The sequence below is a fragment of the Sphingosinicella sp. genome (genome assembly GCF_052387495.1).
Lineage (GTDB): Bacteria > Pseudomonadota > Alphaproteobacteria > Sphingomonadales > Sphingomonadaceae > Allosphingosinicella.
This window is the reverse complement of the sequence record NZ_JBQTJC010000223.1, coordinates 1-23694: the sequence shown is the minus strand read 5'-3', so window position 1 is coordinate 23694 and position 23694 is coordinate 1. Positions and strand designations below refer to the sequence as shown.

Genomic DNA, 23694 nt, shown 5'->3' with positions numbered 1-23694 from the left:
TAGCGTTGCCTCGGCGCAACGCCAAGCGCTTGACCCGGGAGTCCGCGAGGGCGCAATAGGGTGAACGGGGAACATTTGGGGCACGAAAATGGCGGCAAGCACAGCCCGGAAGCAGGCACCCGGCCGGATCGAGCGCTGGCGCGAGGGCGGCCGCAAGGCGGCGCGGCGCTCCGGGGCGTTCCTCGGCGGCCTCGCGCTCAGCCTCGGCGCGGTCGCGACCCTGATCGCGCTGCTGACCTACCGGCCGAGCGATCCCGCGCTCAACACCGCCGCGGGCGGCCCGGTCGGCAACTGGATGGGAGCGCCGGGCGCGTGGCTGTCCGACCTGCTGCTCAGCATCGGCGGGCCGCCCGTCAGTCTCGTCCTCCCGCTCATGCTTGTCGTGGGCCTCAGGCTGACGCGCGGCAGTGAGCCCGGGCGCTGGTCGCGCTCGCTGTTCGCCACGTTCGCCGGCATCGCCCTGATCGGCACCGCGGCCGCCCTGACCGCGGGCGGCGCGGTGGGTGGGCTTCCTGCCGGCTGGGGCGGCACGATCGGGCTCGGCTTCGCCCACCTCATCGACATGGGCCTCGGCGCGATCGGCGAGCCGGGCATCGTCCAGCCGTTCCGGATCGCGATTGTCGCGCTCGCCGCCGCGGCGGGCCTCGCCTTCTGGCTGTTCGGCCTCGGCCTCACCGTCGAGGAGCGGCACTGGCTCGCCAGCCGCCGCCTGCTCCGCCAGCGCAACGAGGCCGACGAGCTGCCGGCGCCCGGGGACCGGCCCGCCCGCGCGCCGGTCGCCGCCGCCGAGCCCCGCAGCCCGATCATCGCCGAGCGCGCGACGGCGCGCGACGCACCGGGCCGCCGCCCCCTGCGCGAGCGCCAGCCCTCGCTCGCGCTCGGCGACAGCTACACCCTGCCCTCGATCGACCTGCTCAATCCGGTGCCGAAGCCGGTCAACGTCCAGCTCGACAAGGCGGCGCTCGAGCGCAACGCACGGCTGCTGGAGAGCGTGCTCGACGATTTCTCGGTGAAGGGCGAGATCGTCGAGGTCCGGCCCGGCCCGGTCGTCACCATGTACGAGCTGGAGCCCGCGAGCGGGATCAAGGCGAGCCGCGTCATTCAGCTCGCCGACGACATCGCCCGCAACATGTCCGCGCTCTCCGCCCGGGTCGCCACCATTCCGGGGCGCAGCGTGATCGGGATCGAGCTACCCAATGCGAAGCGCGAGATGGTGAGCTTTTCCGAGCTGGTCGCGAGCCCCGCCTTCGAGGACCAGGTCGCTTCGCTGCCGATCATCCTTGGCAAGAACATCGCCGGCGATCCGGTCGTCGCGGATCTGGCGCCGATGCCGCATCTGCTCGTCGCCGGCACGACCGGCTCGGGCAAGTCGGTGGGCCTCAATTGCATGATCCTGTCGCTGCTCTACCGGCTCACGCCCGAGCAGTGCAAAATGATCCTGATCGATCCGAAGATGCTGGAGCTCAGCACCTACGAGGACATCCCCCATCTCCTCGCCCCGGTCGTCACCGAGCCCGCCAAGGCGATCCGCGCGCTCAAATGGACGGTCGAGCAGATGGAGGACCGCTACCGGATGATGGCCTCGGTCGGCGTGCGGCAGCTCTCCAGCTTCAACGCCAAGGTGCGCGAGGCGCGGATGAAGGGGCAACCGCTCGGCCGGCGCGTCCAGACTGGCTATGATCCAGAGACCGGCCAGCCCCAGTATGAGATGGAGGAGCTGGAGTACGAGGTCCTGCCGCAGATCGTCGTCGTGGTCGACGAGCTCGCAGACCTGATGATGACTGCCGGCAAGGAGGTCGAGTTCCTGATCCAGCGCCTCGCCCAAAAGGCGCGCGCGGCCGGCATCCACCTGATCATGGCGACGCAGCGACCGTCGGTCGACGTCATCACCGGTGTGATTAAGGCGAATTTGCCGACGCGTATCTCCTTCTCGGTCACCTCGAAGATCGACAGCCGCACGATCCTCGGCGAGCAGGGGGCGGAGCAGCTGCTCGGCAAGGGCGACATGCTCTACATGCCGGGCGGCAAGCAGATCGCCCGAGTCCACGGCCCCTTCGTCTCCGACGAGGAGGTCCGCGCCGTCGCCGATTTCTGGCGCACCCAGGGGACTCCCGAATATGTCCAGTCCGTCACCGAGGAGCCCGAGGACGGCGGCTATATGTTCGAGGGCCAGCCGATCGGGGAGGACGATGCCGAGACCCAGCTCTTCCGCAAGGCGGTGCAGGTCGTCGCCGAGAGCCAGAAGGCCTCGACCTCCTACCTCCAGCGCCAGCTGCGGGTCGGCTACAACAATGCCGCCCGGCTGATCGAGCGGATGGAGAAGGAAGGCGTGGTCAGCGCCCCCGACCATGTCGGCCGCCGCGAGGTGCTGGTCGACATGGACGGCCGACCGCTGACTTAACAGGGAACCCGAGGGTTCACTGGACATTCAAGCGCGGAGCGCCACATGCGGCGCAAATCCGAACCTGAGAAGGAATGATGATGCTGCGTATCAGCGCCCTTGCCCTTGCCGCCGCGCCGCTGGCGCTCACCGCGGCCTTCATGCCGGCGCCCGCGATCGCCCAGGCCCAGACCGGCCTCGCCCAGGTCCAGGCGCATCTGCGCGCGGTCAATACGATGACCGCCAGCTTCACCCAGACCGACCGGCGCGGCCGCGCGATGAACGGCACGCTGACGATCAAGCGCCCCGGCAAAATCCGCTTCGACTATGGCCGCAGCGCCAACATGCTGGTCGTCGGCGACGGCCGGGCGCTGACCTTCGTCGATTATGACGTGCGCCAGGTGCAGCGCTGGCCGATCAACGATTCGCCGCTCTCGGTCCTCCTCAATCCCGAGCAGGACCTCTCCCGCTTCGCCCGCGTCGTCCGCAACGACGCGCAGGTCCTGGTCATCGAGGCGCGCGATTCGCGCCGCCGCGAATTCGGCACGATCACGCTCGCCTTCGCCAAGATCGCGAGCGGCCCCTCCGGCCTGATCCTCCAGGGCTGGAACACGATCGACGCGCAAAACAACCGGACCCAGGTGCGCCTCTCCAACCAGCGCTTCAACGTGCCGGTCGCCGACAGCGTCTTCCGCTGGACCGATCCGCGCCGCCGCGGCCCGCGCGGCTGAGCCTCTCGGACGAGAGCGCGCCGTTCATCGGGGCGACAGGTGTCGCAGATTAAATATGGGCCTTCAGTTGCGGGGCCAGCTCGGGTTTTCCCCCTGTTGCCCGAACCGGTTCCTCGCAATTGACCTCGCGTAACAACGCTTGGTAGGCCCCCGCTCCACGCCCCCGGAGCGGGGGCCTTTCATTTCCCGCCCCTCGAATCGACAGCCTGCCTGCAGGCCGCTAAGCCGCCGCCATGTCTTCCCTGAAAATCGCGTCCTGGAACATCAATTCGATCCGCGCCCGCACCGAGATCGTCGAGAAATTCCTCGTCGAGCAGGCGCCAGACGTCCTTTGCCTGCAGGAAACCAAGGTCCGCGACACGGAATTCCCGGAAGGACTGTTTCGCCGGCTGGGCTACAACCACATCATCATCTGCGGCCAGCCGATGCACCACGGCGTCGCGATCGCCTCGAAAGTACCGATCCGCGAGGACGACCGCCACGACTGGCAGGACAATGGCGAGGCGCGCCATGTCGGCGTTCGGCTCGATTGCGGAGTGCGGCTCGAGAATGTCTACATCCCCGCCGGCGGCGACGTGCCCGATCGCGCGCTCAACCCCAAGTTCGGCCAGAAGCTCGATTTCATCGAGCGGATGACGCGCTGGTCTGAGGGCTGCGACATCCCGACGATCATCGTCGGCGACTTCAACGTCGCCCCGCTGGAATGCGACGTCTGGAGCCACAAGCAGTTGCTCAACGTCGTCAGCCACACGCCCGTAGAGGTCGAAGCGCTGACGAAGCTCCAGGCGAGCAACGACTGGGTTGATCTCGGCCGTCATTTCCACCCCGCACCGCAGCGCCTCCATACCTGGTGGAGCTACCGCTCGCCCGACTGGACGAAGAACGACCGCGGCCGAAGGCTCGACCATATGTGGGCGACGGGCGACGTGGCCGCGCAAGCGGTGGCCCACAAGGTCTTCGAGCCCTGCCGCAACTGGACCCGGCCCTCCGACCATGTCCCGTTGATGACGGAATTCTCCCTTTGAGCGGGGCGCGGGACGTCGCCCGCGCCATCGACGCCCTCCGGCGCGGCTGGACGGTGGCGATCGAAGATATCCTGCTGCTGGCGGTCGAGACCGCCGACGCCGGGGCGCTCGCCATTTTCGACGGCGCATCGCCCGCCGATTTGCTCATCTCGGGCAACCGGGCGGCGACGCTCAAGCTCACCAACCAGCGCGAGGCGGTCCCGGCGGAGCCGGTGCGGATCCTGCGCGGCGGTCCCGACGATCTCTCCGCCGCGATCGCCATCGCCGATCCCGCGCTGGATCTCGCCACCCCGCTCAAGGGCCCGTTCCGAACCGCGCCGCTCTGCTCGCCCGAGATCGCCCGCGCGGCGCTCAGGCTGACGCGGCTCGCCGGACTGCTGCCCGCTCTGTTCACTCGGCGCGGGAGCGAGGCGGAGACGCGGGTGGCGGCCGATGACGTCATGACGTTCGGCACCGGCGCGGACCTGCGTATCGTCTCGCGGGCGCGGCTGCCGAATCGCTTCGCCGAGAAGGCCGAGATCGTCGCCTTCCGCGCCGACGGCGACACGACCGAGCATGTCGCCTTGCTGATCGGCGATCCGAGCGGCCAGCCGCCACTGGTCCGCGTCCACAGCGAATGCCTGACCGGCGATGCGCTCGGCTCATTGAAATGCGATTGCGGGCCGCAGCTGGCCGACGCTCTCGCCGCGATCGCCGCGGCGGGCTGGGGTATCCTCCTCTATCTCCGCCAGGAAGGACGCGGCATCGGCCTGGTCAACAAGCTGCGCGCCTATGCGCTGCAGGACCAGGGCTTCGACACGGTCGACGCCAACCACCGCCTGGGCTTCGACGACGATGAGCGCAGCTTCGTGGTCGCGGCGCGGATGCTCGAAGCGCTGGGCCAGCGTGAAATCCGCCTGCTCACCAACAATCCCCGCAAGGTCTCGGCGCTCGCCGCGGAGGGCGTCGCCGTGGCGGAACAGGTGCCCCTCCGCACCGGCGCCAACCCGCACAACGAGGCCTATCTCACCACCAAGCGCGACCGCAGCGGCCATCAGCTCTAGGAAATCAGCGCCGCAACCTCGTCGAAGTCCCGAGCGATGTGGTGGACGCCCAGAGTGCGGAGCCGCTCTTCGTGGCCCGGCATGCAGTGCCGCCCGGCGCACAGGCCGATTACCTCGGCGCCCGAGGCGACGGCGCCGGTGACGCCGACCGGCGAATCCTCGATGATGACAGTGCGGCCGATTGGCACGCCCATCGCGGCGGCGGCGTGCAGATAGATGTCGGGCGCCGGCTTGCCCCGCGCGACATGCTCGGCGCCGCTGAACACCCGGCCATAGAAGTGATGGGCTAGGCCGAGATGGCCGAGGTGGGTCTCGATCCAGCGCGGCGCGCTCGACGAGGCAACCGCCTTGGGCAATTCGGGCGGGAGCCGCCCGATGAAATCGACCGCGCCGGCCACCGCCTCGATCCCCTCGGAGAGCACGCGCTCGTCCTCGGCGCGGCGCTCGTCGTGAAAATCGTCGGGCAGCGCGCGGCCGATCCAGCGCTCGATCGCGCCGAGAAAGTCGGCGCCAGACAGGCCCATGAAATGGTTCATCGACTCCTCGACCGAGGTCGGGTGGCCGTGCGCGGTCAGATAATCAGCGATCTGCTTGTTGCCGACATATTCGCTTTCGAGCAGCACCCCGTCGAAATCGAAGATGATGGCATCGAACCTAGGAGCCAGCAGCCCGGGGGGCTGCTGGCGTTCGATGCCATCATCGAATCTCACGGGCCGGGGCGAAAGCGGAACGCGGCGACGCGCCACTCGCCGCCGACCTGATGCAGCTCCAATTCGGCGCGGCCCGGGCCGCCGGCGAACTCGGCGCTGCCGGCGACTTGGCCGATGCCGTTGCGGATCGAGCGGTGCGACCAGCTCCATTCGAGCGGCCGATAGAGCCCGACCCGACCCGACAAATCCTCCGCCCGCCCGAGCTCCCGCTGCAAGGCGGGCGTGGCGAGCGCGTAAGCGCGCTCGAAGCGGCCGTCGCGCAGCTCGCTCATGAAGGCGTCGCCACCCGCGACCACCGGCCCGGTGATCCGCATCACCCCCCAGACGAGCACGCCGACGAAAGCGGCGACGGCGAGAAGGCCGATGAGGACGAAATGCCATGGCCGCCAGCGAAAGCCCGGCCGCTCCACCCCTGCCGTATTGCTCATCTCCGCCCCTCCGTCTGGCCGCGCGCGCCGAACAGGGCCGTCCCTACCCGAACGTGAGTCGCGCCGATCATCACCGCCGCATCATAGTCCGCCGACATCCCCATCGACAGCCCGGCGACGCCATGCCGCCGCGCAAGCTTGGCGAGCAGGGCGAAATAGGGCGCCGCTTCGACGCCGTCGGGCGGGATGCACATCAGCCCGACGACCGGAAGCTCGCGCGCGCGTTCGAGCAAGGCAGGCAGCTCGGCGACCGGGCAGCCTCCCTTTTGCGGTTCTTCGCCGATATTGACCTGGATGAAGCAATCGGGGCGGCGCCCCGCCCTCGCCATCGCCTTGCCGAGCGCGTCGACCAGCGAGGGGCGGTCGACCGAGTGAATCGCGTCGAACAGATCGACCGCCGCGTCGGCCTTGTTCGACTGGAGCTGGCCAATCAGGTGGAGCCGCGCGTCCGGCCAGCGCGCCCGAAGGCCGGGCCACTTGCCTTCCGCCTCCTGCACCCGATTCTCGCCGAAATCGCGCTGCCCTGCCGCCAGCAACGGCTCGATCGCCTCGGCATCATGGGTCTTGGAGACCGCGATCAGAGTAATCCCGCCCGGCTCGCGCCCAGCCAGCTTCGCCGCTTTGGCGATGGAAGTGCGGACCGCGCCCAGCCTTTCCGATGCGTCGCTCATCGTCCGGCGCTATAGGGAGCGTCATGCCGCAACGCCAAGCCCTGCCACGCCGCTGGCTGATGACCGACGAGCGAATGGGCGAGGCATTATTCGCCGCGGTGGCTCGGCTGCCCGAGGACGCCGGCATCGTCTTTCGGCACCATTCGCTCGGCGAAGAGGCGCGGCGGCGGCTCTTCGACGAGGTGCGGACGGCGCATCGCGGCCTGCTGCTGCTCGGCGGATCGGCCGAACTCGCCCGAACGTGGGGCGCCGACGGCAGCCACGGCCGGCATCGCGGGACGACCACGGCGCCGGCCCACGATCTCGCCGAAATCCGCGCCGCCGAGGCGGCCGGCGCTTCGCTCATTTTCCTTTCGCCGGTCTTCGCGACGCACAGCCATCCGGAGGCTCGCCCGCTCGGTTCGGACAACTTTGACGCGCTCGCGGCGCAGACCTCTTTGCCTGTGATCGCGCTCGGCGGAATGAACGACGCGCGCGCCGAAGGGCTCGCGGAGGCTTACGGCTGGGCGGGAATCGACGCCTGGCTTCCCGCCTAGAAGCGGAAGGCGGTGCCAATATAGACGGCCTGGCTGTCGCGGCGCTCGTCGCGGGCCATCGGCTCGATCCGGTCGCGGGCGATCCGGTAGCGGGCACCGGCGGTGACATCGACGTTGCGCGCGATCGAGAAGGCGCCACCGACATCGAGCGAATAGGCCTCGTCGACCTGCAGGATGCGCTGCGCGCCCTCGGTGCGCTCGGCGGCGACGGCGACCCGGCCGGTCAGGCGGCGGTTGGCGCGGTAGCTCATCCCGACCTGAGCGCTGTCGCGCCGACCGGGCAGGGCGCCGCCTTCGCTCTGGGCGACGTCGCCCGAGACCGCGAAGCGCCGCCAGCCCAGCGAGACGCCGAGATTGTAGGAGCTGGGCGTGATCGGCGTCACCGGCAGCGCCGAGCTGCTGTTGAGCGCGGTCAGCGCCTCGCCCGGCGTGCTCGCGCGGGCGCGGACGGCGACCCGGACGGCGCGGTTGCGGCGCTCGTTGGCGCCGGTCGCGGCCGGCGTGAAGCGGAATTCGTCGCTCAGGCTCGAGCTGCGCCCGGAGAGAGCGGCGGCGAGGCGCGGATCGGCGACGGCGGGCGTGAAGCCGCCCATCGACCGGCTCGCCGTGGGCGCCGAGCGGGCGGGAGAGCGCTGGGCCTCGGCGAGGACGGGGGCGAGCAAAAGCGCCATCGCCAGCAGCGATGCGCCTCCTGTCGCGGCCAGTCCCCGGTACTGCCTCACGAAATGCGACTCCTCTCCGGCGGCGAAGATAGGCCGACTCAACGCTCATTCCTAGGGAAGGGGCCTGTCTTCACTCTGAATCATTCCGCCTGTTGCATCTTTCCCACAAAGCGCATGTCACCCTGATGACAGCGGACGCGAAAATCGCGGGCACGAGAGTGCTTGCCGCGCCAGCGCCGATATCTATAACGCGGTCGAAGAGACCCCAGTTTCCTTAAAGGACATGTATGGCCCGCGTTCTTCCCCTTGCCCTGTCGGCTGCCGCCTTCTCGCTCACGGCGTGCCAGGGCGCGCTGATCGATTCGCGTCCGCTCGACCGCGCGCTCGGCATCGGCGGTGACGGCTATGAGGTGACGCAGGCCGACCAGGCCGCGAGCCAGATCACGACGATCGGCGTCAACGCCTATCTCTGGCGCGCCGCGCTCGACACGCTTTCCTTCGCGACGCTCACCCAGACCGATTCGAACGGCGGCGTGATCGTCACCGATTGGTACGCCAACCCGCAGAACCCGTCGGAGCGGGTCAAGGTCACGGTCGCCATCCTCGACAGCGACCTGCGCGCCGACGCGCTTCGGGTCACCGCCGCGCGGCAGGTCAACCAGAACGGCCAGTGGGTCGACGCGCCGGTCAGCGCCGCTACCGTGCAGCGACTCGAGGAGATCATCCTGACCCGCGCCCGCGACCTGCGCCGGACCGCCGTCGCCGGCTGACCCGATCACGCCGGCCAACCCTATCGAGAAAGTCTCTTCCGCGATGGCATCGCGCTTCAATCCGCTCAAAGCCGATGCGCACTGGCAGAAGGTTTGGGACGAAGGCGGCACCTTCCGCGCCGCCGACGCGCCGAGCGGCCGCCCCAAGGCCTATATCCTGGAGATGTTCCCCTATCCCTCGGGGCGCATCCACATGGGTCATGTCCGCAATTACACGATGGGGGACGTGCTCGCCCGCTACCGGCGGATGAAGGGCTTCGAGGTCCTCCACCCGATGGGTTGGGACGCCTTCGGCATGCCGGCCGAGAATGCGGCAATGGAAAGAAACGTCCATCCCGGCGAATGGACCTGGTCCAACATCGCGACGATGAAGGCGCAGCTCAAGCGCCTGGGCTTCGCGCTCGACTGGAGCCGCGAGCTCGCCACCTGCGACCCCGCTTATTACGGCCAGGAGCAGGCCTTGTTCGTCGACCTGTTCGAGGCCGGGCTGGTCTACCGCAAGGAGAGCGAGGTCAATTGGGACCCGGTCGACATGACCGTGCTCGCCAACGAGCAGGTGATCGACGGGCGCGGCTGGCGCTCGGGCGCGCTGGTCGAACGGCGGAAGCTCAGCCAGTGGTTCCTCAAAATCACCGATTTCGCCGAGGATCTGCTCGAAGGGCTCGGCACACTCGACCAGTGGCCCGACAAGGTCCGGCTGATGCAGGAGAACTGGATCGGCAAGAGCCGGGGCATGAAGTTCCGCTTCGCGATCGAGCCGGCGGTCCCGGGCGGTGCCAAGTCGATCGAGGTGTTCACGACTCGCCCGGACACGATTTTCGGCGCGAGCTTCGTCGCCGTTTCGCCCGATCATCCCGTCGCGCAGGAAAATGCCGCGAGATCGCCGGAAGTCGCCGAGTTCATCGTTCGCTGCAAGCAGGGCGGCACCACCGCAGCCGAGCTCGAGACGGCGGAAAAGCTCGGGCTCGAGATCGGCGAGGCCTTTCATCCGCTCGATCCGGAGTGGGAGCTGCCCGTCTTCATCGCCAATTTCGTGCTAATGGATTACGGCACCGGCGCGATCTTCGGGGTGCCGGGCCACGACCAGCGCGACTTCGAGTTCGCCACGAAATACGGACTCGACATCCTGCGCGTGGTCGCGCCGAGCGCGGCGGAGGCCGGCACGCCGATCGTCGGCGAGGCCGAGAGCGGCGACGGCGTCCTGGTCAATTCGCGCTTCCTCGACGGCAAGGACGTGGAGAGCGCCAAGACGGCGGTGATCGAAAGGGCCGAGGCCGGAGGCTGGGGCGAGGGCACGACCGCCTGGCGGTTGCGCGACTGGGGCGTCTCGCGCCAGCGCTATTGGGGCACGCCGATCCCGATCGTCCATTGCGAAGCGTGCGGGCCGGTTGGGGTGCCGAAGGACCAGCTCCCGATCGTGCTGCCCGAGGACGTCGGCTTCGACATTCCGGGCAATCCCCTCGACCGCCACCCGACCTGGAAGCACGTTCCCTGCCCGAAATGCGGCGGCGCGGCGGTGCGGGAGACGGACACGCTCGACACCTTCGTCGATTCCGCCTGGTATTTCATCCGCTTCGCCAGCCAGCCCGCGGACCGGCCGTTCGACAAGGCCGTGGCCGAGCGATGGCTGCCGGTCGATCAGTATATCGGCGGCGTCGAGCATGCGATCCTGCACCTGCTCTACGCCCGCTTCTGGACCCGCGCGCTGCAACGGATCGGCATGCTCGACCTCGCCGAGCCGTTCCAGGGCCTGTTCACGCAAGGCATGGTGACCCACGAAACCTATCGCGCGCCCGACGGCCGCTGGGTCAGCCCCGACGAGATCGAGCGGAACGACGGGCGCTGGATCGAGCGCGCGACCGGCGAGCGGCTCGAAACCGGCAGGGTCGAGAAGATGTCCAAGTCGAAGCGCAACACGGTCGATCCCGAGCCAATCGTCGATCAATTTGGCGCGGACGCGGTGCGCTGGTTCATGCTCTCGGACAGCCCGCCGGAGCGGGACCTCGAATGGAGCGAGGCGGGAATCGAGGGTGCCTGGCGCTTCGTCCAGCGGCTGTGGCGGATCGCAACCGCCGAGAGCGGAGGCGAAGGTAAAGACGAGGCGCTGGAGCGCAAGCTGCACCAGACGATCGCCGCAGTGGGCGCGAACATCGAATCGCTGGCCTTCAACAAGGCGGTCGCCAACATCTATGAGCTCGCCAATGCGATCGAGAAGGCGCCGCCCTCTGCTTCGCGAACCGCAGCCGCGGCGACGATGCTGCGGCTGGTCGCGCCGATGGTGCCGCATGTCGCCGAGGAGGCATGGGCCGCGGCGGGCCGCGAAGGCCTGATCGCCGACGCTCCCTGGCCCGAGGCGGACCCGGCGCTGCTGATCGACGACAAGGTAACGATCGCGATTCAGGTCAACGGCAAGCTCCGCGACACGCTGACCGCGCCCAAGGGCGCGCCCAAGGAGACGCTCGAGGAAATGGCCCTGGCTTCGGAGAAAGTCGCGCGGGTTCTGGAGGGCAAGCCGCCCCGCAAGGTGATCGTGGTGCCAGACCGGCTGGTGAACCTCGTCGCATGACGCGCGCAGGCGCCATCCTCGTCTTCTCCCTCCTGTTGGCGGGCTGCAATTTGCGGCCGCTTTACGCGGGCGGCTCGGCCGGCCCGGTGGCCCAGGCTTTGCGCGGGGTTACGGTGGCGCCGATCCAGGGGCGCGCCGGCTGGCTGGTCCGCACCGCGCTCGAGGACCGCCTCGATGCGCGCGGCGCCGCCCGCTACCGGCTCGAGGTCGAGCTGGACGACGACATTACCGGCTTCGGCATCCGCTCCGACGACGCGGTGACGCGCGAGCGGCGGACCTTGCGCGTGCGCTACCGCCTCGTCGAGGCGGAGCGCGGCACGGTGGTGCTCGACGCAACCGCCGGCTCGGACGCGGGCATCGACGTCGTTTCCTCCGAATATGCGACCGTGGCGGCCGAGCAGACCGCGCTGGAGCGGCTCGCGGTCGAGATTGCCGACCAGATCGTCGCCCGAGTCGCCCTCTACGCCTCGCGGACGGCCGCGAACGGCGGCGACGAACGGTGAAGGCCAATCGCGCCCAGATCGAGCGCGCGCTGAAGGCGCCCGAGGAGACCCGCCTGTTCCTGCTCCACGGCCCCGACGAGGCGGGAAGCCGCGCCCTCGTGGAGTTACTTGCCAATGCGATGGGAGGGGGGGCGGAACGAATCGATTTTACCGGCGCCGACCTTAAGGTCGATCCGGCGCGGCTCGCCGACGAGGCCGCGGCGATCTCGATGTTCGGCGACAAGCGCTGGATCCTGGTCGAACAGGCCGGCGACGAAATCCTGTCCGCCGTGGAGGCGCTGGTCGAGGTGCCCGCGGCCGGCAATCCGGTCGCGATCGTCGCCGGCGCGCTCAAGGCGAGCTCGAAATTGCTCAAACTCGCCCTCGCCGAGCCGTCGGCCGCCGCCTTCGCCAGTTATCCGCCCGACGCGCAACAGGCGGGAGCGCTCGTCGCCGAGCTGGGCCGCGAGCAGGGGCTCGGCATCAGCAGCGACGTGGCGCGGCGGATCGCCAACGCAGCGGGCGGGAACCGCGCTTTGATCGCGCAGGAGCTGGGCAAGCTTGCGCTTTACCTCGATGCATCTCCCGCTTCTCCGAAACCGCTCGACCATGACGCGATCGACGCGGTCGGCGCCGGTGCCGAGGAGGGCGACCTCACCCGCCTGGTCGACAGCGTCGCGGGCGGCGACTCGGCTGACACCGAGGCGGAGATCGCGCGGCTGCGGGCGGAGGGCAAGGAGGGTATCACTCTGATCCGGGCGCTGCTGCGGCGGATGATCCTGCTCGCCCGGCTGCGCGCCGAGGTGGAGCAGGGACGCAGCGTCGGCGCCGTCATGGCGTCATCCGGCAACGCTGTGTTTTTCAAGGAGAAAGACGCGGTCGGCGCCCAGGTCGGCCGGTGGCGCTCGGAGCTGATCGCCAAGGCGGTTGGTCGGCTGGTCGAGGCCGAGCGGCAGGTGATGAGCCCGGGCGGCCCGGGAATCGTCGCCGCCGACGCCGAATTGTTCGCGATCTGCCGCCAGGCGGCGCGGCTCAGATAGCGTCATTCCGGCGAAGACCGGGAACTCAGTACGAGAAGTCTCGGCAAGGCTCCATGAAACCCCGGCCTGGGCCGGGGCGACGGCCTGTCGGGGCCGTCAGAACTTGTCGCCGCTGAGGCGCTGGCAGATCATGTCGAGCTGATCGAGGCTCGAATAGACCAGCCTGACCTCGCCACCCTTGGGCGAATGGCGGATCGCCACCTTGAGGCCGAGCATGTCGCCCAATTGCCGCTCCAGCGCGGCGATGTCGGCATGCGCGCCCTTATATTCGACCGGCGCGCGGCGCCGCGCCTTCGCCTTGCCGGCCTGGGCAAGCTTCTCGGCCTCGCGCACCGAAAGGCCGCGGCTCACCACCTCGCGCGCCAGCGCTTCCGGATCGTCCGCGGTGACCAGGGCGCGGGCATGGCCCATGGTCAGCTCGCCATTCGCCACCATCGCTTGGACCGAGGCGGGAAGATCGAGCAATCTCAACAGGTTAGAGACATGGCTGCGGGACTTGTGGACGAGCCGGCCGAGCGCTTCCTGGGTATGGCCATATTCGTCGAGGAGGCGGCGATAGCCCTGCGCCTCCTCGATCGCGTTCAAGTCCTGGCGCTGGATATTCTCAAGCAGCGCGACCTCGAGCGTCTCGGCGTCGCTGAACTCGCGGACGATCGCGGGAATTTCGTGCAGCCGGGCCTTCTGCGCCGCGCGCCAGCGCCGCTCGCCGGCGACGATCTGGAAGCGGTGGCCGTGCGGGCGGACGACGATCGGCTGGATCACGCCGCGGGCGCGAATCGATTCGGCGAGCTCGCTCAAGCTCGCCTCGTCGAAGCTGCGGCGGGGCTGATCGGGGTGCGGCTCGATGCTGGCGACGGGAATCTGGCGGACGTCGCCCTTATTGCCACTTCCACCAACCGGCGATTCGCGCTGGATGTCGCCGAGCAGCGAGGAGAGGCCGCGGCCGAGGCCGGAGGGGCGGCGGCGGGGGATGTCGTCGCTCATGCCGCCTCCGCTTTCTTGGCCGGCAGCCGCGCGATCAGCTCCCGGGCGAGCGCCATATAGGCCGCCGAGCCGGCGCAGCGATGGTCGTAGATCAAGGCGGGCATGCCGTGGCTCGGTGCCTCGGAGAGGCGGACGTTGCGCGGGATCACCGTCTCGAACACGACGTTGCCGAGACAGGCGCGCACATCGTCGGCAACCTGCGCCGAGAGATTGTTGCGCCGATCATACATGGTCAGCGCGACGCCGAGGATGGAGAGCTCGGGATTGAAGCGCGAGCGGATCCGCTCGACCGTCTGGAGCAGCTGGCTGAGGCCCTCCAGCGCGAAAAATTCCGCCTGCAGCGGCACCAGGATCGCGTTGGCGGCGACCAGGGCGTTCACGGCCAGCAGCCCGAGCGAGGGCGGGCAATCGATCAGGCAGACATCCCAGCGGGCCTCGGAGCCGCCCTCGAGCGCATGGTCCAGCCGATGAGTTCTTCGTTCAAAATCAATGAGTTCTATCTCAGCGCCGGACAGATCGACCTTGGCCGGGACGATATCGAGCCGGGGCACGGGGGTCCTGACCACCGCTTCTTCAAGCGTGGCCTGCCCAGTCAGCAATTCGTAGCTCGAGCGGTCGCGCAAAGCCTGGCCGATGCCAAGCCCGGTCGAGGCATTGCCCTGCGGATCGAGATCGATCAGCAGCACGCGCTGCCCGGTCGCGGCGAGCGCGGTGGCGAGATTGATCGCGGTCGTGGTCTTGCCGACCCCGCCCTTCTGGTTCGCCACCGCGATTCGGATCATTTGACGCTCCTCGCCCCGCGGCGGCCGACCTGGCTTGCGACAATGATCCGCGCGTCCGGATCGGTCAGGCTTGGCTCGAGGCGGAAGTCACCCTGCCACGAAGGATCGAGCGCTTCCAGTTCGGACTCGGCATTTCGTCCCTTCGGGAGCAGCCAGATCGTCTTTCTTGTGGAAAATCCTGTGGCCAGCGCGAGCAGACGCCCCAACGGCGCGAAGGCGCGGGCGCTGATCACGTCGAAGGGGCCGGGCGCCAGACGCTCGATTCTGGCGCCGACGATCTCCACCGCGACACCGAGCACCCCCGCCGCGCGATGGAGGAAATCGACGCGGAGGCGCCGCTCCTCGACGAGTGTCACCGGCCCCGAACGGAGCGCGGCGACGATCAGGCCGGGAAAGCCGGCACCGCTGCCGAGATCGAGCCAGCTTGCCTGCACCGAGGGCACGAAGCGGAGGAGCTGGGCCGAATCGGCAATATGGCGCGACCAGAGCGAATCGAGGCTGGCCCTGGAGACAAGATTCTGCCGCGCATTCTCATGGCGGAGCAGCGCCGCGAAGGCCTCCAGCCGATCCATTGTTTCACGTGGAACATCGAAGCTGCTCTGCAGCCACGCCCGCGCGTCCGCCTCGTCCATCAGGCCGCCTTGCGGCGAGACTGGACGAGAATCGCCGCCAGCGCCGCCGGCGTGACGCCGCGCACCCGGGCGGCGGCGCCCAGCGTTTCGGGGCGGGCGAGGGAGAGACGCTCGACCATCTCGTTGGAAAGGCCCGCGATGGCGGCGAAATCCAGATTACGCGGGATTGGAACCGATTCGTCGGCGCGGAGCCGGTCGATCTCCGCCTGCTGGCGCGCGACATAGGGCGCGTAGCGATGATCCTGAATCGCCTCTTCGACTGCGTCCGCACTGAAGGCACGAAGCTCGGGCGCGAGCGCGTAGAGCGCCGCGGCGTCGGTCTCAGGGAAGCGCAGGCGCTCGGCGAGGGTGAGCTTCTCGTGGCGGCGAGAGAGAATCTCCTCGATTCGCACCCGCGCCGCGCGCGCTGCTTCGAAATGCCGCCGCCGCTCCGCCGAGACGCAGCCGGCCGCGATCGCCTGGGACGTGAGCCGCGCCGCCGCATTGTCGGCGCGCAGGCGCAGGCGATATTCGGCGCGGGCGGTAAGCATGCGATAGGGCTCGGTGACCCCCTGCAAAACGAGGTCGTCGACCATCACGCCGATATAGGAATCGGCACGGTCGAAGCGGATCGGCGTCTTGCCGGTGGCCCAGGCCGCGGCGTTCAGCCCGGCGACGAGCCCCTGCGCCGCCGCCTCCTCATAGCCCGTCGTGCCGTTGATCTGCCCCGCCAGATACAAGCCTTCGACATCGCGCACGGCGAGGGTCGCATCGAGGATGCGCGGATCGACATGGTCATATTCGACCGCATAGCCGGGCTGCAGGATCTCGGCCCGCTCCAGCCCCGCCATCGAGCGCACCATCGCGAGCTGCACATCCTCCGGCAGCGAGGTGGAGATGCCGTTGGGATAGATGGTCGGCTCGTCCAGGCCCTCGGGCTCGAGGAATATCTGGTGACCATCGCGGTCGGCGAAGCGGTGGACCTTATCCTCGATCGACGGGCAGTAGCGTGGGCCGATCCCGCTGATTTCACCCGCGAAAAGCGGCGAGCGATCGAGATTGGCGCGGATGATCCCGTGGGTGCGCGCATTGGTCCGCGTGATCGCGCAGAAGAGCTGAGGGAGGGCGCGGCCACCGCTCATCGGCGACATGGTCCAGCACTCGCCGTCCGATTCCTGACGCTCCAACCCGGCCCAGTCGATCGTCCTTCCGTCGAGCCGCGGCGGCGTGCCGGTCTTGAGGCGCGCAAGCGGCAACTCCAGCGCATAAAGCTGGTGCGCCAAGGCCGTAGCGGCGCGCTCGCCGACGCGCCCGCCCGCCTCGCTCGACATGCCGAAATGGAGCTTGCCGCCGAGGAAAGTGCCGGTGGCGAGGATTACCGCCTTCCCCCGGAGATTGCCCCCGTCGGCAAGCTCAAGGCCCTCGATTCGCCGGCCTGAGAGGCGCAGCGCGCTCGCCTCGCCCTCGACGATCGTCAGGCCCGGCTGCGCCGCGATCAGCTCATGGATTGCCGCCTTGTAGAGCTTGCGGTCAGCCTGGATGCGCGGCCCGCGCACCGCCGCGCCCTTGCTCGCGTTGAGCATGCGATAGTGGATCGCCGCCGCGTCGGAGGCACGGGCGATCAGGCCATCGAACGCATCGACCTCGCGAATCAGATGGCCCTTGCCGAGCCCGCCCATCGCCGGGTTGCACGACATCGTGCCGATCTGGTCGCGGCTGAAGCTGACCAGGGCCACGGACGCGCCCATCCGCGCCGCCGCGGCCGCGGCCTCGGTCCCGGCATGCCCGCCGCCGACCACGATGATGTCATACGCGCTCACGCGGGCGCCCCTAGCGCATTTGTTCCACGTGGAACACTCTCACTTGCCGATGCAGAAGCGCCCGAACAGGGCATCGAGCATGTCCTCGACCCCCGCACGGCCGGTGATGCGGTCGAGCGCGCCCCGGGCATGGCGGAACGCCTCCGCAACGATCAGCAGATCGTTCGTTCCGGCTTCGTCGATCGCGGCGAGCGCCTCGCTCAACGCTGCCCGATGGCGCGCGTTTAGCGCCACCTCACCGGGCTGGGGGAGGATTTCGGTCGAATGCCGAATCAGCATTCGCGCCAGTTCGTCCAAGCCTTCGCCGGTTACCGACGAGACAGAGAACTCGTAAGATCCATTGATCCCGCTCAAGTCACGCTTGGTATGGACCGTGATCGCGCCTTCGGGCCGGTCGGCCGGCGCGCCGAGCCAGAGCAGCACATCGGCGACTTGGGCCGACGCGCGCGCCCGCGCAATTCCGATCGCCTCGATCTCGTCGCCCGAGTCTCGAAGGCCGGCCGTGTCCACCACTAGGAAAGGGAGGCCGCCGATCGAAACCGGCGCCTCGATGAGATCCCGCGTCGTCCCGGGCACTGCCGAAGTAATCGCCGCGTCACGGCCTATCAACGCATTGAGCAGGCTCGACTTTCCAGCATTTGGCGGCCCGGCTATCACAACCCGGACACCTTCGCGCAAACGCTCGGCCGTGGGGCGGGCGAGCCAATCAGCCAGCTCCCGCCCAAGAGCAACCCGCCGCGCCTCAAAATCAGCGGAAAGCGGTTCGACATCGCCCTCGTCGGAGAAATCGAGCGCGGCCTCCACCTCGGCAGCCAGGGCCAACAGTCGGGCTTGCCACGCGCCGACTTGACGGCTCAGCGCGCCGCCGGCGAGCGACAGCGCCGCCCGGCGCTGGCCTTCGGTCTCAGCCTCGAGAAGGTCGGCGAGGCCTTCCGCCTCGGCGAGATCGATCCGTCCGTTCTCAAACGCCCGGCGGGTGAACTCGCCCGGCTCGGCCGCGCGCAGGCCGGCCATCGAGCCGAGCGCCGTCTGCACTGCGGCAACCACCGCCCGCCCACCGTGCAAATGCAATTCGACGACATCCTCGCCGGTCGCGCTGTGGGGCCCCGGAAATAGAATAACGAGGGCATTATCAAGTACTTGGCTATCATGCCGTAGGACCATCAGGGTACTGCGGCGGGCCTTCGGCACAGCCCCGGCAAGAACCTGTACGGCACGGCGAGCGTGCGGCCCGCTGATCCGCACCACCGCGATCGCCGCCGGCGGCGCGCCGGAGGACAAAGCGTAGATCGTGTCGCTCAGCGCGCTTTTCCGCCCATCTGGTCGACCATCTGACGCCACATGTTCATCCCCGCCTCGTTCATCGGCCCCCAGGCCTTCATCATCTCGCCGAACATTTCGGGCGAGACGCCCTCGGTCACCGCCTTTTGCATCTTCTCGACATAGGCGTCGTGGACCGGGGTGAGGTCCGGCAGGCCCATGAAGCGGCGCGCCTCCTCGGGCGTGCAATCGACGTCGACGCTGATCTTCATCTGCCTGTCACCTCTCCGCAATTTTGTCCGCGCCGCCTCTATGGCTATAGTCCGCCGCTTCGCAAGAGGAGCAGGACGATGATCGAGATCCCGACGCTGGACGGCGACGGCGCCTTCGACGCCTATCTGGCCGAGCCTTCGGGCGCCCCGCGCGGCGCGATCGTCGTCATCCAGGAGATATTCGGGGTCAATCCGGGCATCCGCGCCAAGTGCGACGGCTGGGCCGGGAAGGGCTATCTCGCGCTCGCGCCGGACCTGTTCTGGCGGATCGAGCCGGGCGTCGAGCTCGATCCCGACCTGCCCAACGAATTTCAGCGCGCGCTCGGCCTGATGCAGAAGCTCGATCAGGATCAGGCGATCGCCGATATCGAGGCGGTGATTCGCGAGGCGCGGCGGCGGATGGGAGAGAGCAAGCGCGTCGGCGCGGTCGGCTATTGCCTCGGCGGCCGGCTCGCCTTCATGACCGCGGCGCGCACCGATATCGACGCCAGCGTCGGCTATTACGGCGTCGGGCTCGAGGGGCTGATGGGCGAGAAGCACGCCATCGCCCGGCCGCTGATGCTCCACATCGCCGGCGCCGACCATTTCGTCACGCCCGACAAGCAAAAGCTGATCCACGAGGGGCTGGACGACCACCCGAAAGTCACGCTGCACGATTATCCCGGCGAGGATCACGGCTTCGCCACCGAATCGGGCGCGCGCCGCAGCGATGCGGCCGCGAAGCTCGCCGATTCGCGCACCGAGGCCTTCTTCGCCGAGCATCTCGGCTAGTGGAGCGCTATCGCCTCGTCATCCGCCGCACCGGCGGCCCGGAGGTGATCGAACGCGAGCCGCTCGGCATGCTCACGCCGGGGCTGGGTGAGGTGCTGATCCGCCACACGGCGATCGGGCTCAACTATATCGACACTTACCACCGCTCGGGCCTCTATCCGCTCGACCTGCCCTCGGGTCTCGGCAGCGAGGGCGTCGGCATCGTCGAGCAAGCGGGCGAAGGCGCGGGCTTCGCACCGGGCGATCGTGTCGCCTATCCCGCCGCGCCGCCGGGGGCCTATGCGACGCACCGGCTGATCGCCGCCGACCGCCTCGTCGCGCTACCGGACGATATTTCATTCGAGACCGCCGCGGCGGCCATGCTCAAGGGCTGCACCGCCGAGATGCTGATCGAGCGTTGCGCCCGGGTGGCACCGGGCGAGTGGGTGTTGGTCCACGCCGCGGCGGGCGGGGTCGGCTCGATCCTGGTGCCCTGGCTCAAGGCGATCGGCGCACGGGTGATCGCTCATGCCGGTTCGGCCGAGAAAGCAAAGCTGGCGGCGGGCGCGGGCGCCGCGCACGCATTGTCCTGTCCGTTCGTCGAACTGGCTGAGAAGGTTCGGGAAATTACGAGAGGCGCGGGCGTTCGCGTCGTCCTCGACGGGGTCGGCGCGGCAAGCTGGGAGGCGTCGCTCGCCAGCCTGGGGAAACGCGGCTTGATGGTGAGCTATGGCAACGCCTCGGGTCCGGTGCCGCCGCTCAGCCCGCTGGTGCTGGCGCGCGGCGGCTCGCTCTTCCTCACCCGGCCGACATTGTTCGATTATGTCGCGCGGCCCGAAGAGCTGCAGGCCTCGGCGGCGCGCCTGTTCGAGATGATTCGTTCGGGCGCGGTCCCGGTCAGGATCGGCACGCGCTTTCCGCTGGCCGATGCGGCACAGGCCCACCGCGCCCTCGAAGCGCGTGCCACGACGGGCTCGACCCTGCTGATTCCCTGATTCGGCTCAGGCGCTCACGCCGCGCCGGGTCGCCCAGAGGAGGATGCGCAGCCAGAAGGCGCATTGCGCGCACTGGCGGTCTTGTCCGATTCGTCCCCGCATGGCGGCATTCTGGCCGCCTTCGGTTGCAAAATCATGACCTTGCGCCGGAGCGGGCGAAAGCAGCGCTCAGGCGAAGAGCGTGCTCACGCCCACGCTGGGATCGATATAGCCGTCGTAAATCATGCTGCCGGCGACATAGAGGATGACCAGGAGGCCGACCCAGGCGATCCAGCGATAGCGCTCGATATAATGGGCGATGATGTTGGCCGCGATGCCCATCAGGGCCACGGCGAAGATCAGGCCGATGATCAGGATGCCGGGATGCTCGCGCGCCGCGCCGGCGACGGCGAGGACGTTGTCGAGGCTCATCGAAACGTCGGCGATCGCCACCGCCCAGGCCGCCGCGGCGAAGCTCTTGGCGGGGCGCAGGCCCGAGGCTTCGTCCCCCGGGGTCGCGGGGTCGTCCGGCTTGGCGACGAGCTCGCGGTACATCTTCCAGGCGACCCAGAGCAGGAGCAGGCCGCCGGCGAAGATCAGGCCGACGATCTGGAGCAATTGGGTGACGACGAGCGCGAAGCCGATGCGCAGCACCAGCGCCGCGATGATCCCGATCAGGATCACCTTCTTGCGCTGATCGGGCGGCAGACCGGCGGCGAGCGCGCCGATCACGATCGCATTGTCGCCGGCGAGGACGATGTCGATCAGCAGCACCTGCCCGAAGGCCAGCCAGGCCGAGGACGAGCCCGCGAACAGCGTGCTCATATCATTGACGATATGGGTCCAGATCTCGGGCATCGACGCTTCCAACCTTCGTATGGCTTACTGGTTCATCGAGGCGAAGAAATCCTCATTGGTCTTGGAATCCTTCATCTTGTCCAGGAGGAACTGCATCGCGTCGACCGTGCCCATCTGCATCAGGATCCGGCGCAGCACCCACATCTTGGAGAGCTTGCCTGGCTCGACCAGCAGCTCCTCCTTGCGGGTGCCGGATTTGCCGACGTCGAGCGAGGGGAAGATGCGCTTGTCGGAGACTTTGCGGTCGAGCACGATCTCGGAATTGCCGGTGCCCTTAAACTCCTCGAAGATCACCTCGTCCATCTTCGAGCCGGTGTCGATCAGGGCGGTGGCGATGATCGAGAGCGAGCCGCCCTCCTCGATGTTGCGCGCGGCGCCGAAGAAGCGCTTGGGCCGCTGCAGCGCGTTGGCGTCGACGCCGCCGGTCAGCACCTTGCCGGAAGACGGCACCACCGTGTTGTAGGCGCGGCCCAGGCGGGTGATCGAATCGAGCAGGATCACGACATCCTTCTTGTGCTCGACCAGCCGCTTGGCCTTTTCGATCACCATCTCGGCAACCTGGACGTGCCGCGAAGCGGGCTCGTCGAAGGTCGAGGAGATCACCTCGCCTTTCACCGAGCGCTGCATGTCGGTGACCTCCTCGGGCCGCTCGTCGACGAGCAGGACGAGCAAGAAGACCTCGGCAGGATTGTCGGTGATCGCCTTGGCGATGTTCTGCAGCAGCACGGTCTTGCCGGTCCGCGGCGGCGCGACGATCAGGGCGCGCTGGCCCTTGCCCTGCGGGGCGATGATGTCGATCACCCGCGCCGACTTGTCCTTGATCGTCGGGTCGTCGGAATCGAGCGTCAGCTTCTCGTCGGGATAGAGCGGGGTGAGGTTGTCGAAATTGACCCGGTGGCGGACGACCTCGGGGTCGTCGAAATTGATCTGGGTGACGCGAACCAGGCTGAAATAGCGCTCGCCGTCCTTGGGGCCCCGGATCTCGCCCTCGACCGTGTCGCCGGTCCTGAGGCCGAACTTCCGCACCTGGTTGGGCGAGACGTAGATGTCGTCGGGGCCGGCGAGATAATTGGAGTCGGCCGAGCGCAGGAAGCCGAAGCCGTCCTGCAGTACCTCGATCGTGCCGCCGCCCATGATCTCCTCGCCGCGCTCGGCGCGGACCTTGAGGATCGAGAACATCAGCTCCTGCTTGCGCAGGGTCGATGCGCCCTCGACGCCCATCTCCTCGGCCAGGGCGACCAGCTCGGCCGGCGTCTTTTGCTTTAATTCTTTGAGATTCATTATTTTTCTCGTGTCGGAAACGGATTCTGGGCGGGGGAATGCTCAGAATGTTCGGAGGGATGGCAGTTTGAACACCCGCGCGGACGGCAGGCCAACGACTGATGCGCGGTTATGCTCCGCCCCGGGCCAAGTCAAGGCGTCAGCTGTGGGAAGAACCGCGGATCGGGACGCTGCGGCGGGGCAGGCAATGGATATCGTGTGACCGACGCGGGATTCCAAGAGGCGGAAATCACGCTTAACGCATTCTAAACCACCGCACCGTATTTGCCGCAATCGAGCCGGGCCGCGAGGTCCTTCGGCTCGGGGCGGCCGGACCGGGTTCGGCGCCCTCTTCATGTGGACTGGAGGATTATCAATGACCCATCCGACCCCCCTCGCGGCGCGCGCCGCGGGCGCACTGCTGTTCATCCCCGCCGCGGCCGCCCTCCCGAGCGCCGCTTATGCCGATACGGCGAGCTCGACCCTCTCGGTCAGCGCGACCGTCACGGCCAATTGCACCGTCTCGACCAGCGCCCTCGCCTTCGGCAACGTCAACACGCTGAGCGGCTCGAACGTCGACAGCACCGGCGGCCTTTCGGTGACCTGCACCAACGGCACCGACTGGGCGGCTTCGGCCGGCGTCGGCTCCGGCAGCGGGGCGAGCTTCGCCGCCCGCCGCATGGCCGCCGGCGCGAACCTGCTCAGCTACAACCTGTTCACGGACAGCAGCCGCACCTCCGTGTGGGGCGACGGCACGAGCAGCACGGCGACGATCACCGGCACCGGCAGCGGCACGGCGCAGGCCGTGACGGTCTACGGCCGGGTGAGCTCGGGCCAGACCTCGGTTCCGGCCGGCAGCTATGCCGACACCGTCGCCGTGACGATCACCTACTGAAGCCAAGTTTGATGAAGGCGAGCATCAGCATGCGTCGTTTCCCCCCCATCGCGATCGCCTCTGGCCTCGCCGCCATCATGTGGGCGGCCGGGGGCGCGCCCGGTTGGGCCGGCACGCGCCAGGTCAACCCCCACCAGGTGGAAATAAAACCCCACCGCCCCCCCCCGGCGGTAACCGGCCCCGA

25 protein-coding genes are annotated in these 23694 nt (G+C 68.5%); 12 read left to right on the top strand and 13 right to left on the bottom strand.

Annotated elements, in window-relative coordinates; genetic code table 11:
* Nucleotides 1-88: 88 nt before the first annotated feature.
* The 4 genes from ACT4N8_RS12430 to ribA all read left to right on the top strand — a co-directional run bounded on the left by ACT4N8_RS12430 (nucleotide 89) and on the right by ribA (nucleotide 5179).
* Nucleotides 89-2401, top strand: a complete 2313-nt coding sequence (locus tag ACT4N8_RS12430; RefSeq protein ID WP_444858441.1) for a DNA translocase FtsK — start codon at nucleotides 89-91, stop codon at nucleotides 2399-2401.
* A gap of 80 nt (nucleotides 2402-2481) precedes the next feature.
* Nucleotides 2482-3111, top strand: a complete 630-nt coding sequence (locus ACT4N8_RS12425) for a LolA family protein (protein ID WP_444858440.1) — start codon at nucleotides 2482-2484, stop codon at nucleotides 3109-3111.
* A 233-nt stretch (nucleotides 3112-3344) separates the two neighbouring features.
* Nucleotides 3345-4136, top strand: coding sequence for an exodeoxyribonuclease III (locus ACT4N8_RS12420; RefSeq protein ID WP_444858439.1), 792 nt, complete (start codon nucleotides 3345-3347; stop codon nucleotides 4134-4136).
* On the top strand, nucleotides 4133-5179 hold the full coding sequence (gene ribA, locus ACT4N8_RS12415; RefSeq protein WP_444858438.1) for a GTP cyclohydrolase II: 1047 nt from the start codon (nucleotides 4133-4135) through the stop codon (nucleotides 5177-5179). Before ACT4N8_RS12420 ends, ribA begins: the two co-directional genes overlap by 4 nt.
* Here ribA and ACT4N8_RS12410 read toward each other — a convergent pair.
* Genes ACT4N8_RS12410 through ACT4N8_RS12400 form a run of 3 tightly spaced genes read right to left on the bottom strand, consistent with a single transcriptional unit; the run spans nucleotide 5176 to nucleotide 6988 of the window.
* Nucleotides 5176-5889: an HAD family hydrolase gene (locus ACT4N8_RS12410; RefSeq protein WP_444858437.1), complete on the bottom strand. Its 714-nt coding sequence runs from the start codon at nucleotides 5887-5889 to the stop codon at nucleotides 5176-5178. The genes ribA and ACT4N8_RS12410 overlap by 4 nt on opposite strands.
* A complete protein-coding gene (locus ACT4N8_RS12405; RefSeq protein WP_444858436.1) occupies nucleotides 5886-6317 on the bottom strand; it encodes a hypothetical protein in 432 nt (143 codons plus the stop codon). Before ACT4N8_RS12405 ends, ACT4N8_RS12410 begins: the two co-directional genes overlap by 4 nt.
* On the bottom strand, nucleotides 6314-6988 hold the full coding sequence (locus ACT4N8_RS12400; protein WP_444858435.1) for a YggS family pyridoxal phosphate-dependent enzyme: 675 nt from the start codon (nucleotides 6986-6988) through the stop codon (nucleotides 6314-6316). Before ACT4N8_RS12400 ends, ACT4N8_RS12405 begins: the two co-directional genes overlap by 4 nt.
* A gap of 23 nt (nucleotides 6989-7011) precedes the next feature.
* Between ACT4N8_RS12400 and ACT4N8_RS12395 the strand changes: the two genes are divergently transcribed.
* Complete coding sequence (locus tag ACT4N8_RS12395) at nucleotides 7012-7524, top strand: thiamine phosphate synthase (RefSeq protein ID WP_444858434.1); 513 nt, start codon at nucleotides 7012-7014, stop codon at nucleotides 7522-7524.
* Here the strand turns inward: ACT4N8_RS12395 and ACT4N8_RS12390 are convergent.
* The gene (locus tag ACT4N8_RS12390) at nucleotides 7521-8246 is read right to left on the bottom strand and encodes a hypothetical protein (protein ID WP_444858433.1); all 726 of its coding nucleotides are present in this window, start codon (nucleotides 8244-8246) and stop codon (nucleotides 7521-7523) included. The two genes, ACT4N8_RS12395 and ACT4N8_RS12390, sit on opposite strands and share 4 nt — an antisense overlap.
* A gap of 227 nt (nucleotides 8247-8473) precedes the next feature.
* Here ACT4N8_RS12390 and ACT4N8_RS12385 point away from each other — a divergent pair, with 227 nt between their 5' ends.
* From ACT4N8_RS12385 to holA, 4 genes are read left to right on the top strand one after another with little or no spacing between them, the layout of a single operon-like run.
* The gene (locus ACT4N8_RS12385) at nucleotides 8474-8956 is read left to right on the top strand and encodes a DUF3576 domain-containing protein (protein WP_444858432.1); all 483 of its coding nucleotides are present in this window, start codon (nucleotides 8474-8476) and stop codon (nucleotides 8954-8956) included.
* Between the two features lie 43 nt (nucleotides 8957-8999).
* Nucleotides 9000-11522: a leucine--tRNA ligase gene (gene leuS / locus ACT4N8_RS12380; RefSeq protein WP_444858431.1), complete on the top strand. Its 2523-nt coding sequence runs from the start codon at nucleotides 9000-9002 to the stop codon at nucleotides 11520-11522.
* Complete coding sequence (lptE, locus tag ACT4N8_RS12375) at nucleotides 11519-12025, top strand: LPS assembly lipoprotein LptE (protein ID WP_444858430.1); 507 nt, start codon at nucleotides 11519-11521, stop codon at nucleotides 12023-12025. The genes leuS and lptE overlap by 4 nt, the downstream gene beginning before the upstream one ends.
* Nucleotides 12022-13044, top strand: a complete 1023-nt coding sequence (gene holA / locus ACT4N8_RS12370) for a DNA polymerase III subunit delta (RefSeq protein WP_444858429.1) — start codon at nucleotides 12022-12024, stop codon at nucleotides 13042-13044. The genes lptE and holA overlap by 4 nt, the downstream gene beginning before the upstream one ends.
* Nucleotides 13045-13140: 96 nt before the next feature.
* Here holA and ACT4N8_RS12365 read toward each other — a convergent pair whose 3' ends face one another.
* Genes ACT4N8_RS12365 through ACT4N8_RS12340 form a run of 6 tightly spaced genes read right to left on the bottom strand, consistent with a single transcriptional unit; the run spans nucleotide 13141 to nucleotide 18773 of the window.
* Nucleotides 13141-14028 (bottom strand): ParB/RepB/Spo0J family partition protein, encoded by an 888-nt coding sequence (locus ACT4N8_RS12365; RefSeq protein WP_444858428.1) that lies wholly within the window; start codon nucleotides 14026-14028, stop codon nucleotides 13141-13143.
* Nucleotides 14025-14810: a ParA family protein gene (locus tag ACT4N8_RS12360; protein WP_444858427.1), complete on the bottom strand. Its 786-nt coding sequence runs from the start codon at nucleotides 14808-14810 to the stop codon at nucleotides 14025-14027. Before ACT4N8_RS12360 ends, ACT4N8_RS12365 begins: the two co-directional genes overlap by 4 nt.
* Complete coding sequence (gene rsmG, locus ACT4N8_RS12355; protein WP_444858426.1) at nucleotides 14807-15442, bottom strand: 16S rRNA (guanine(527)-N(7))-methyltransferase RsmG; 636 nt, start codon at nucleotides 15440-15442, stop codon at nucleotides 14807-14809. Before rsmG ends, ACT4N8_RS12360 begins: the two co-directional genes overlap by 4 nt.
* Complete coding sequence (gene mnmG, locus ACT4N8_RS12350) at nucleotides 15442-17241, bottom strand: tRNA uridine-5-carboxymethylaminomethyl(34) synthesis enzyme MnmG (RefSeq protein ID WP_444858425.1); 1800 nt, start codon at nucleotides 17239-17241, stop codon at nucleotides 15442-15444. The genes rsmG and mnmG overlap by 1 nt, the downstream gene beginning before the upstream one ends.
* 39 nt (nucleotides 17242-17280) lie before the next feature.
* Nucleotides 17281-18543 carry a tRNA uridine-5-carboxymethylaminomethyl(34) synthesis GTPase MnmE gene (gene mnmE / locus ACT4N8_RS12345; RefSeq protein WP_444858442.1) on the bottom strand — a complete coding sequence of 421 codons (1263 nt, stop codon included), beginning with the start codon at nucleotides 18541-18543 and terminating at the stop codon, nucleotides 17281-17283.
* Nucleotides 18540-18773, bottom strand: coding sequence for a DUF6489 family protein (locus ACT4N8_RS12340; RefSeq protein WP_444858424.1), 234 nt, complete (start codon nucleotides 18771-18773; stop codon nucleotides 18540-18542). Before ACT4N8_RS12340 ends, mnmE begins: the two co-directional genes overlap by 4 nt.
* A 78-nt stretch (nucleotides 18774-18851) precedes the next feature.
* Here ACT4N8_RS12340 and ACT4N8_RS12335 point away from each other — a divergent pair, with 78 nt between their 5' ends.
* Both ACT4N8_RS12335 and ACT4N8_RS12330 read left to right on the top strand, forming a co-directional pair.
* Nucleotides 18852-19544, top strand: a complete 693-nt coding sequence (locus ACT4N8_RS12335) for a dienelactone hydrolase family protein (RefSeq protein ID WP_444858423.1) — start codon at nucleotides 18852-18854, stop codon at nucleotides 19542-19544.
* Nucleotides 19544-20518, top strand: a complete 975-nt coding sequence (locus ACT4N8_RS12330; RefSeq protein ID WP_444858422.1) for a quinone oxidoreductase family protein — start codon at nucleotides 19544-19546, stop codon at nucleotides 20516-20518. Before ACT4N8_RS12335 ends, ACT4N8_RS12330 begins: the two co-directional genes overlap by 1 nt.
* A gap of 168 nt (nucleotides 20519-20686) precedes the next feature.
* Here the strand turns inward: ACT4N8_RS12330 and ACT4N8_RS12325 are convergent, their stop codons facing one another.
* Together ACT4N8_RS12325 and rho are read right to left on the bottom strand one after the other, a co-directional pair.
* Complete coding sequence (locus ACT4N8_RS12325; RefSeq protein ID WP_444858421.1) at nucleotides 20687-21355, bottom strand: TerC family protein; 669 nt, start codon at nucleotides 21353-21355, stop codon at nucleotides 20687-20689.
* Between the two features lie 24 nt (nucleotides 21356-21379).
* A complete protein-coding gene (gene rho / locus ACT4N8_RS12320) occupies nucleotides 21380-22636 on the bottom strand; it encodes a transcription termination factor Rho (protein WP_444858420.1) in 1257 nt (418 codons plus the stop codon).
* 355 nt (nucleotides 22637-22991) lie between these two features.
* On the opposite strand from rho, the gene ACT4N8_RS12315 reads away from it, so the two are divergent.
* Nucleotides 22992-23510: a Csu type fimbrial protein gene (locus ACT4N8_RS12315; protein WP_444858419.1), complete on the top strand. Its 519-nt coding sequence runs from the start codon at nucleotides 22992-22994 to the stop codon at nucleotides 23508-23510.
* Here the strand turns inward: ACT4N8_RS12315 and ACT4N8_RS12310 are convergent.
* The coding region (locus ACT4N8_RS12310; protein ID WP_444858418.1) for a hypothetical protein at nucleotides 23500-23694 on the bottom strand (195 nt) is incomplete at its 5' end. The genes ACT4N8_RS12315 and ACT4N8_RS12310 overlap by 11 nt on opposite strands.

What these genes read in the sequence shown, in the direction of transcription:
- ACT4N8_RS12430 (WP_444858441.1), top strand. Translation starts at nt 89, where the DNA reads ATGGCGGCAAGCACAGCCCGGAAGCAGGCACCCGGCCGGATCGAGCGC.
- ACT4N8_RS12425 (WP_444858440.1), top strand. Translation starts at nt 2,482, where the DNA reads ATGCTGCGTATCAGCGCCCTTGCCCTTGCCGCCGCGCCGCTGGCGCTC.
- ACT4N8_RS12420 (WP_444858439.1), top strand. Translation starts at nt 3,345, where the DNA reads ATGTCTTCCCTGAAAATCGCGTCCTGGAACATCAATTCGATCCGCGCC.
- ACT4N8_RS12405 (WP_444858436.1), bottom strand. Translation starts at nt 6,317, where the DNA reads ATGAGCAATACGGCAGGGGTGGAGCGGCCGGGCTTTCGCTGGCGGCCA.
- ACT4N8_RS12400 (WP_444858435.1), bottom strand. Translation starts at nt 6,988, where the DNA reads ATGAGCGACGCATCGGAAAGGCTGGGCGCGGTCCGCACTTCCATCGCC.
- ACT4N8_RS12395 (WP_444858434.1), top strand. Translation starts at nt 7,012, where the DNA reads ATGCCGCAACGCCAAGCCCTGCCACGCCGCTGGCTGATGACCGACGAG.
- ACT4N8_RS12385 (WP_444858432.1), top strand. Translation starts at nt 8,474, where the DNA reads ATGGCCCGCGTTCTTCCCCTTGCCCTGTCGGCTGCCGCCTTCTCGCTC.
- leuS (WP_444858431.1), top strand. Translation starts at nt 9,000, where the DNA reads ATGGCATCGCGCTTCAATCCGCTCAAAGCCGATGCGCACTGGCAGAAG.
- lptE (WP_444858430.1), top strand. Translation starts at nt 11,519, where the DNA reads ATGACGCGCGCAGGCGCCATCCTCGTCTTCTCCCTCCTGTTGGCGGGC.
- ACT4N8_RS12365 (WP_444858428.1), bottom strand. Translation starts at nt 14,028, where the DNA reads ATGAGCGACGACATCCCCCGCCGCCGCCCCTCCGGCCTCGGCCGCGGC.
- ACT4N8_RS12360 (WP_444858427.1), bottom strand. Translation starts at nt 14,810, where the DNA reads ATGATCCGAATCGCGGTGGCGAACCAGAAGGGCGGGGTCGGCAAGACC.
- rsmG (WP_444858426.1), bottom strand. Translation starts at nt 15,442, where the DNA reads ATGGACGAGGCGGACGCGCGGGCGTGGCTGCAGAGCAGCTTCGATGTT.
- ACT4N8_RS12340 (WP_444858424.1), bottom strand. Translation starts at nt 18,773, where the DNA reads ATGAAGATCAGCGTCGACGTCGATTGCACGCCCGAGGAGGCGCGCCGC.
- ACT4N8_RS12335 (WP_444858423.1), top strand. Translation starts at nt 18,852, where the DNA reads ATGATCGAGATCCCGACGCTGGACGGCGACGGCGCCTTCGACGCCTAT.
- ACT4N8_RS12325 (WP_444858421.1), bottom strand. Translation starts at nt 21,355, where the DNA reads ATGCCCGAGATCTGGACCCATATCGTCAATGATATGAGCACGCTGTTC.
- rho (WP_444858420.1), bottom strand. Translation starts at nt 22,636, where the DNA reads ATGAATCTCAAAGAATTAAAGCAAAAGACGCCGGCCGAGCTGGTCGCC.
- ACT4N8_RS12315 (WP_444858419.1), top strand. Translation starts at nt 22,992, where the DNA reads ATGACCCATCCGACCCCCCTCGCGGCGCGCGCCGCGGGCGCACTGCTG.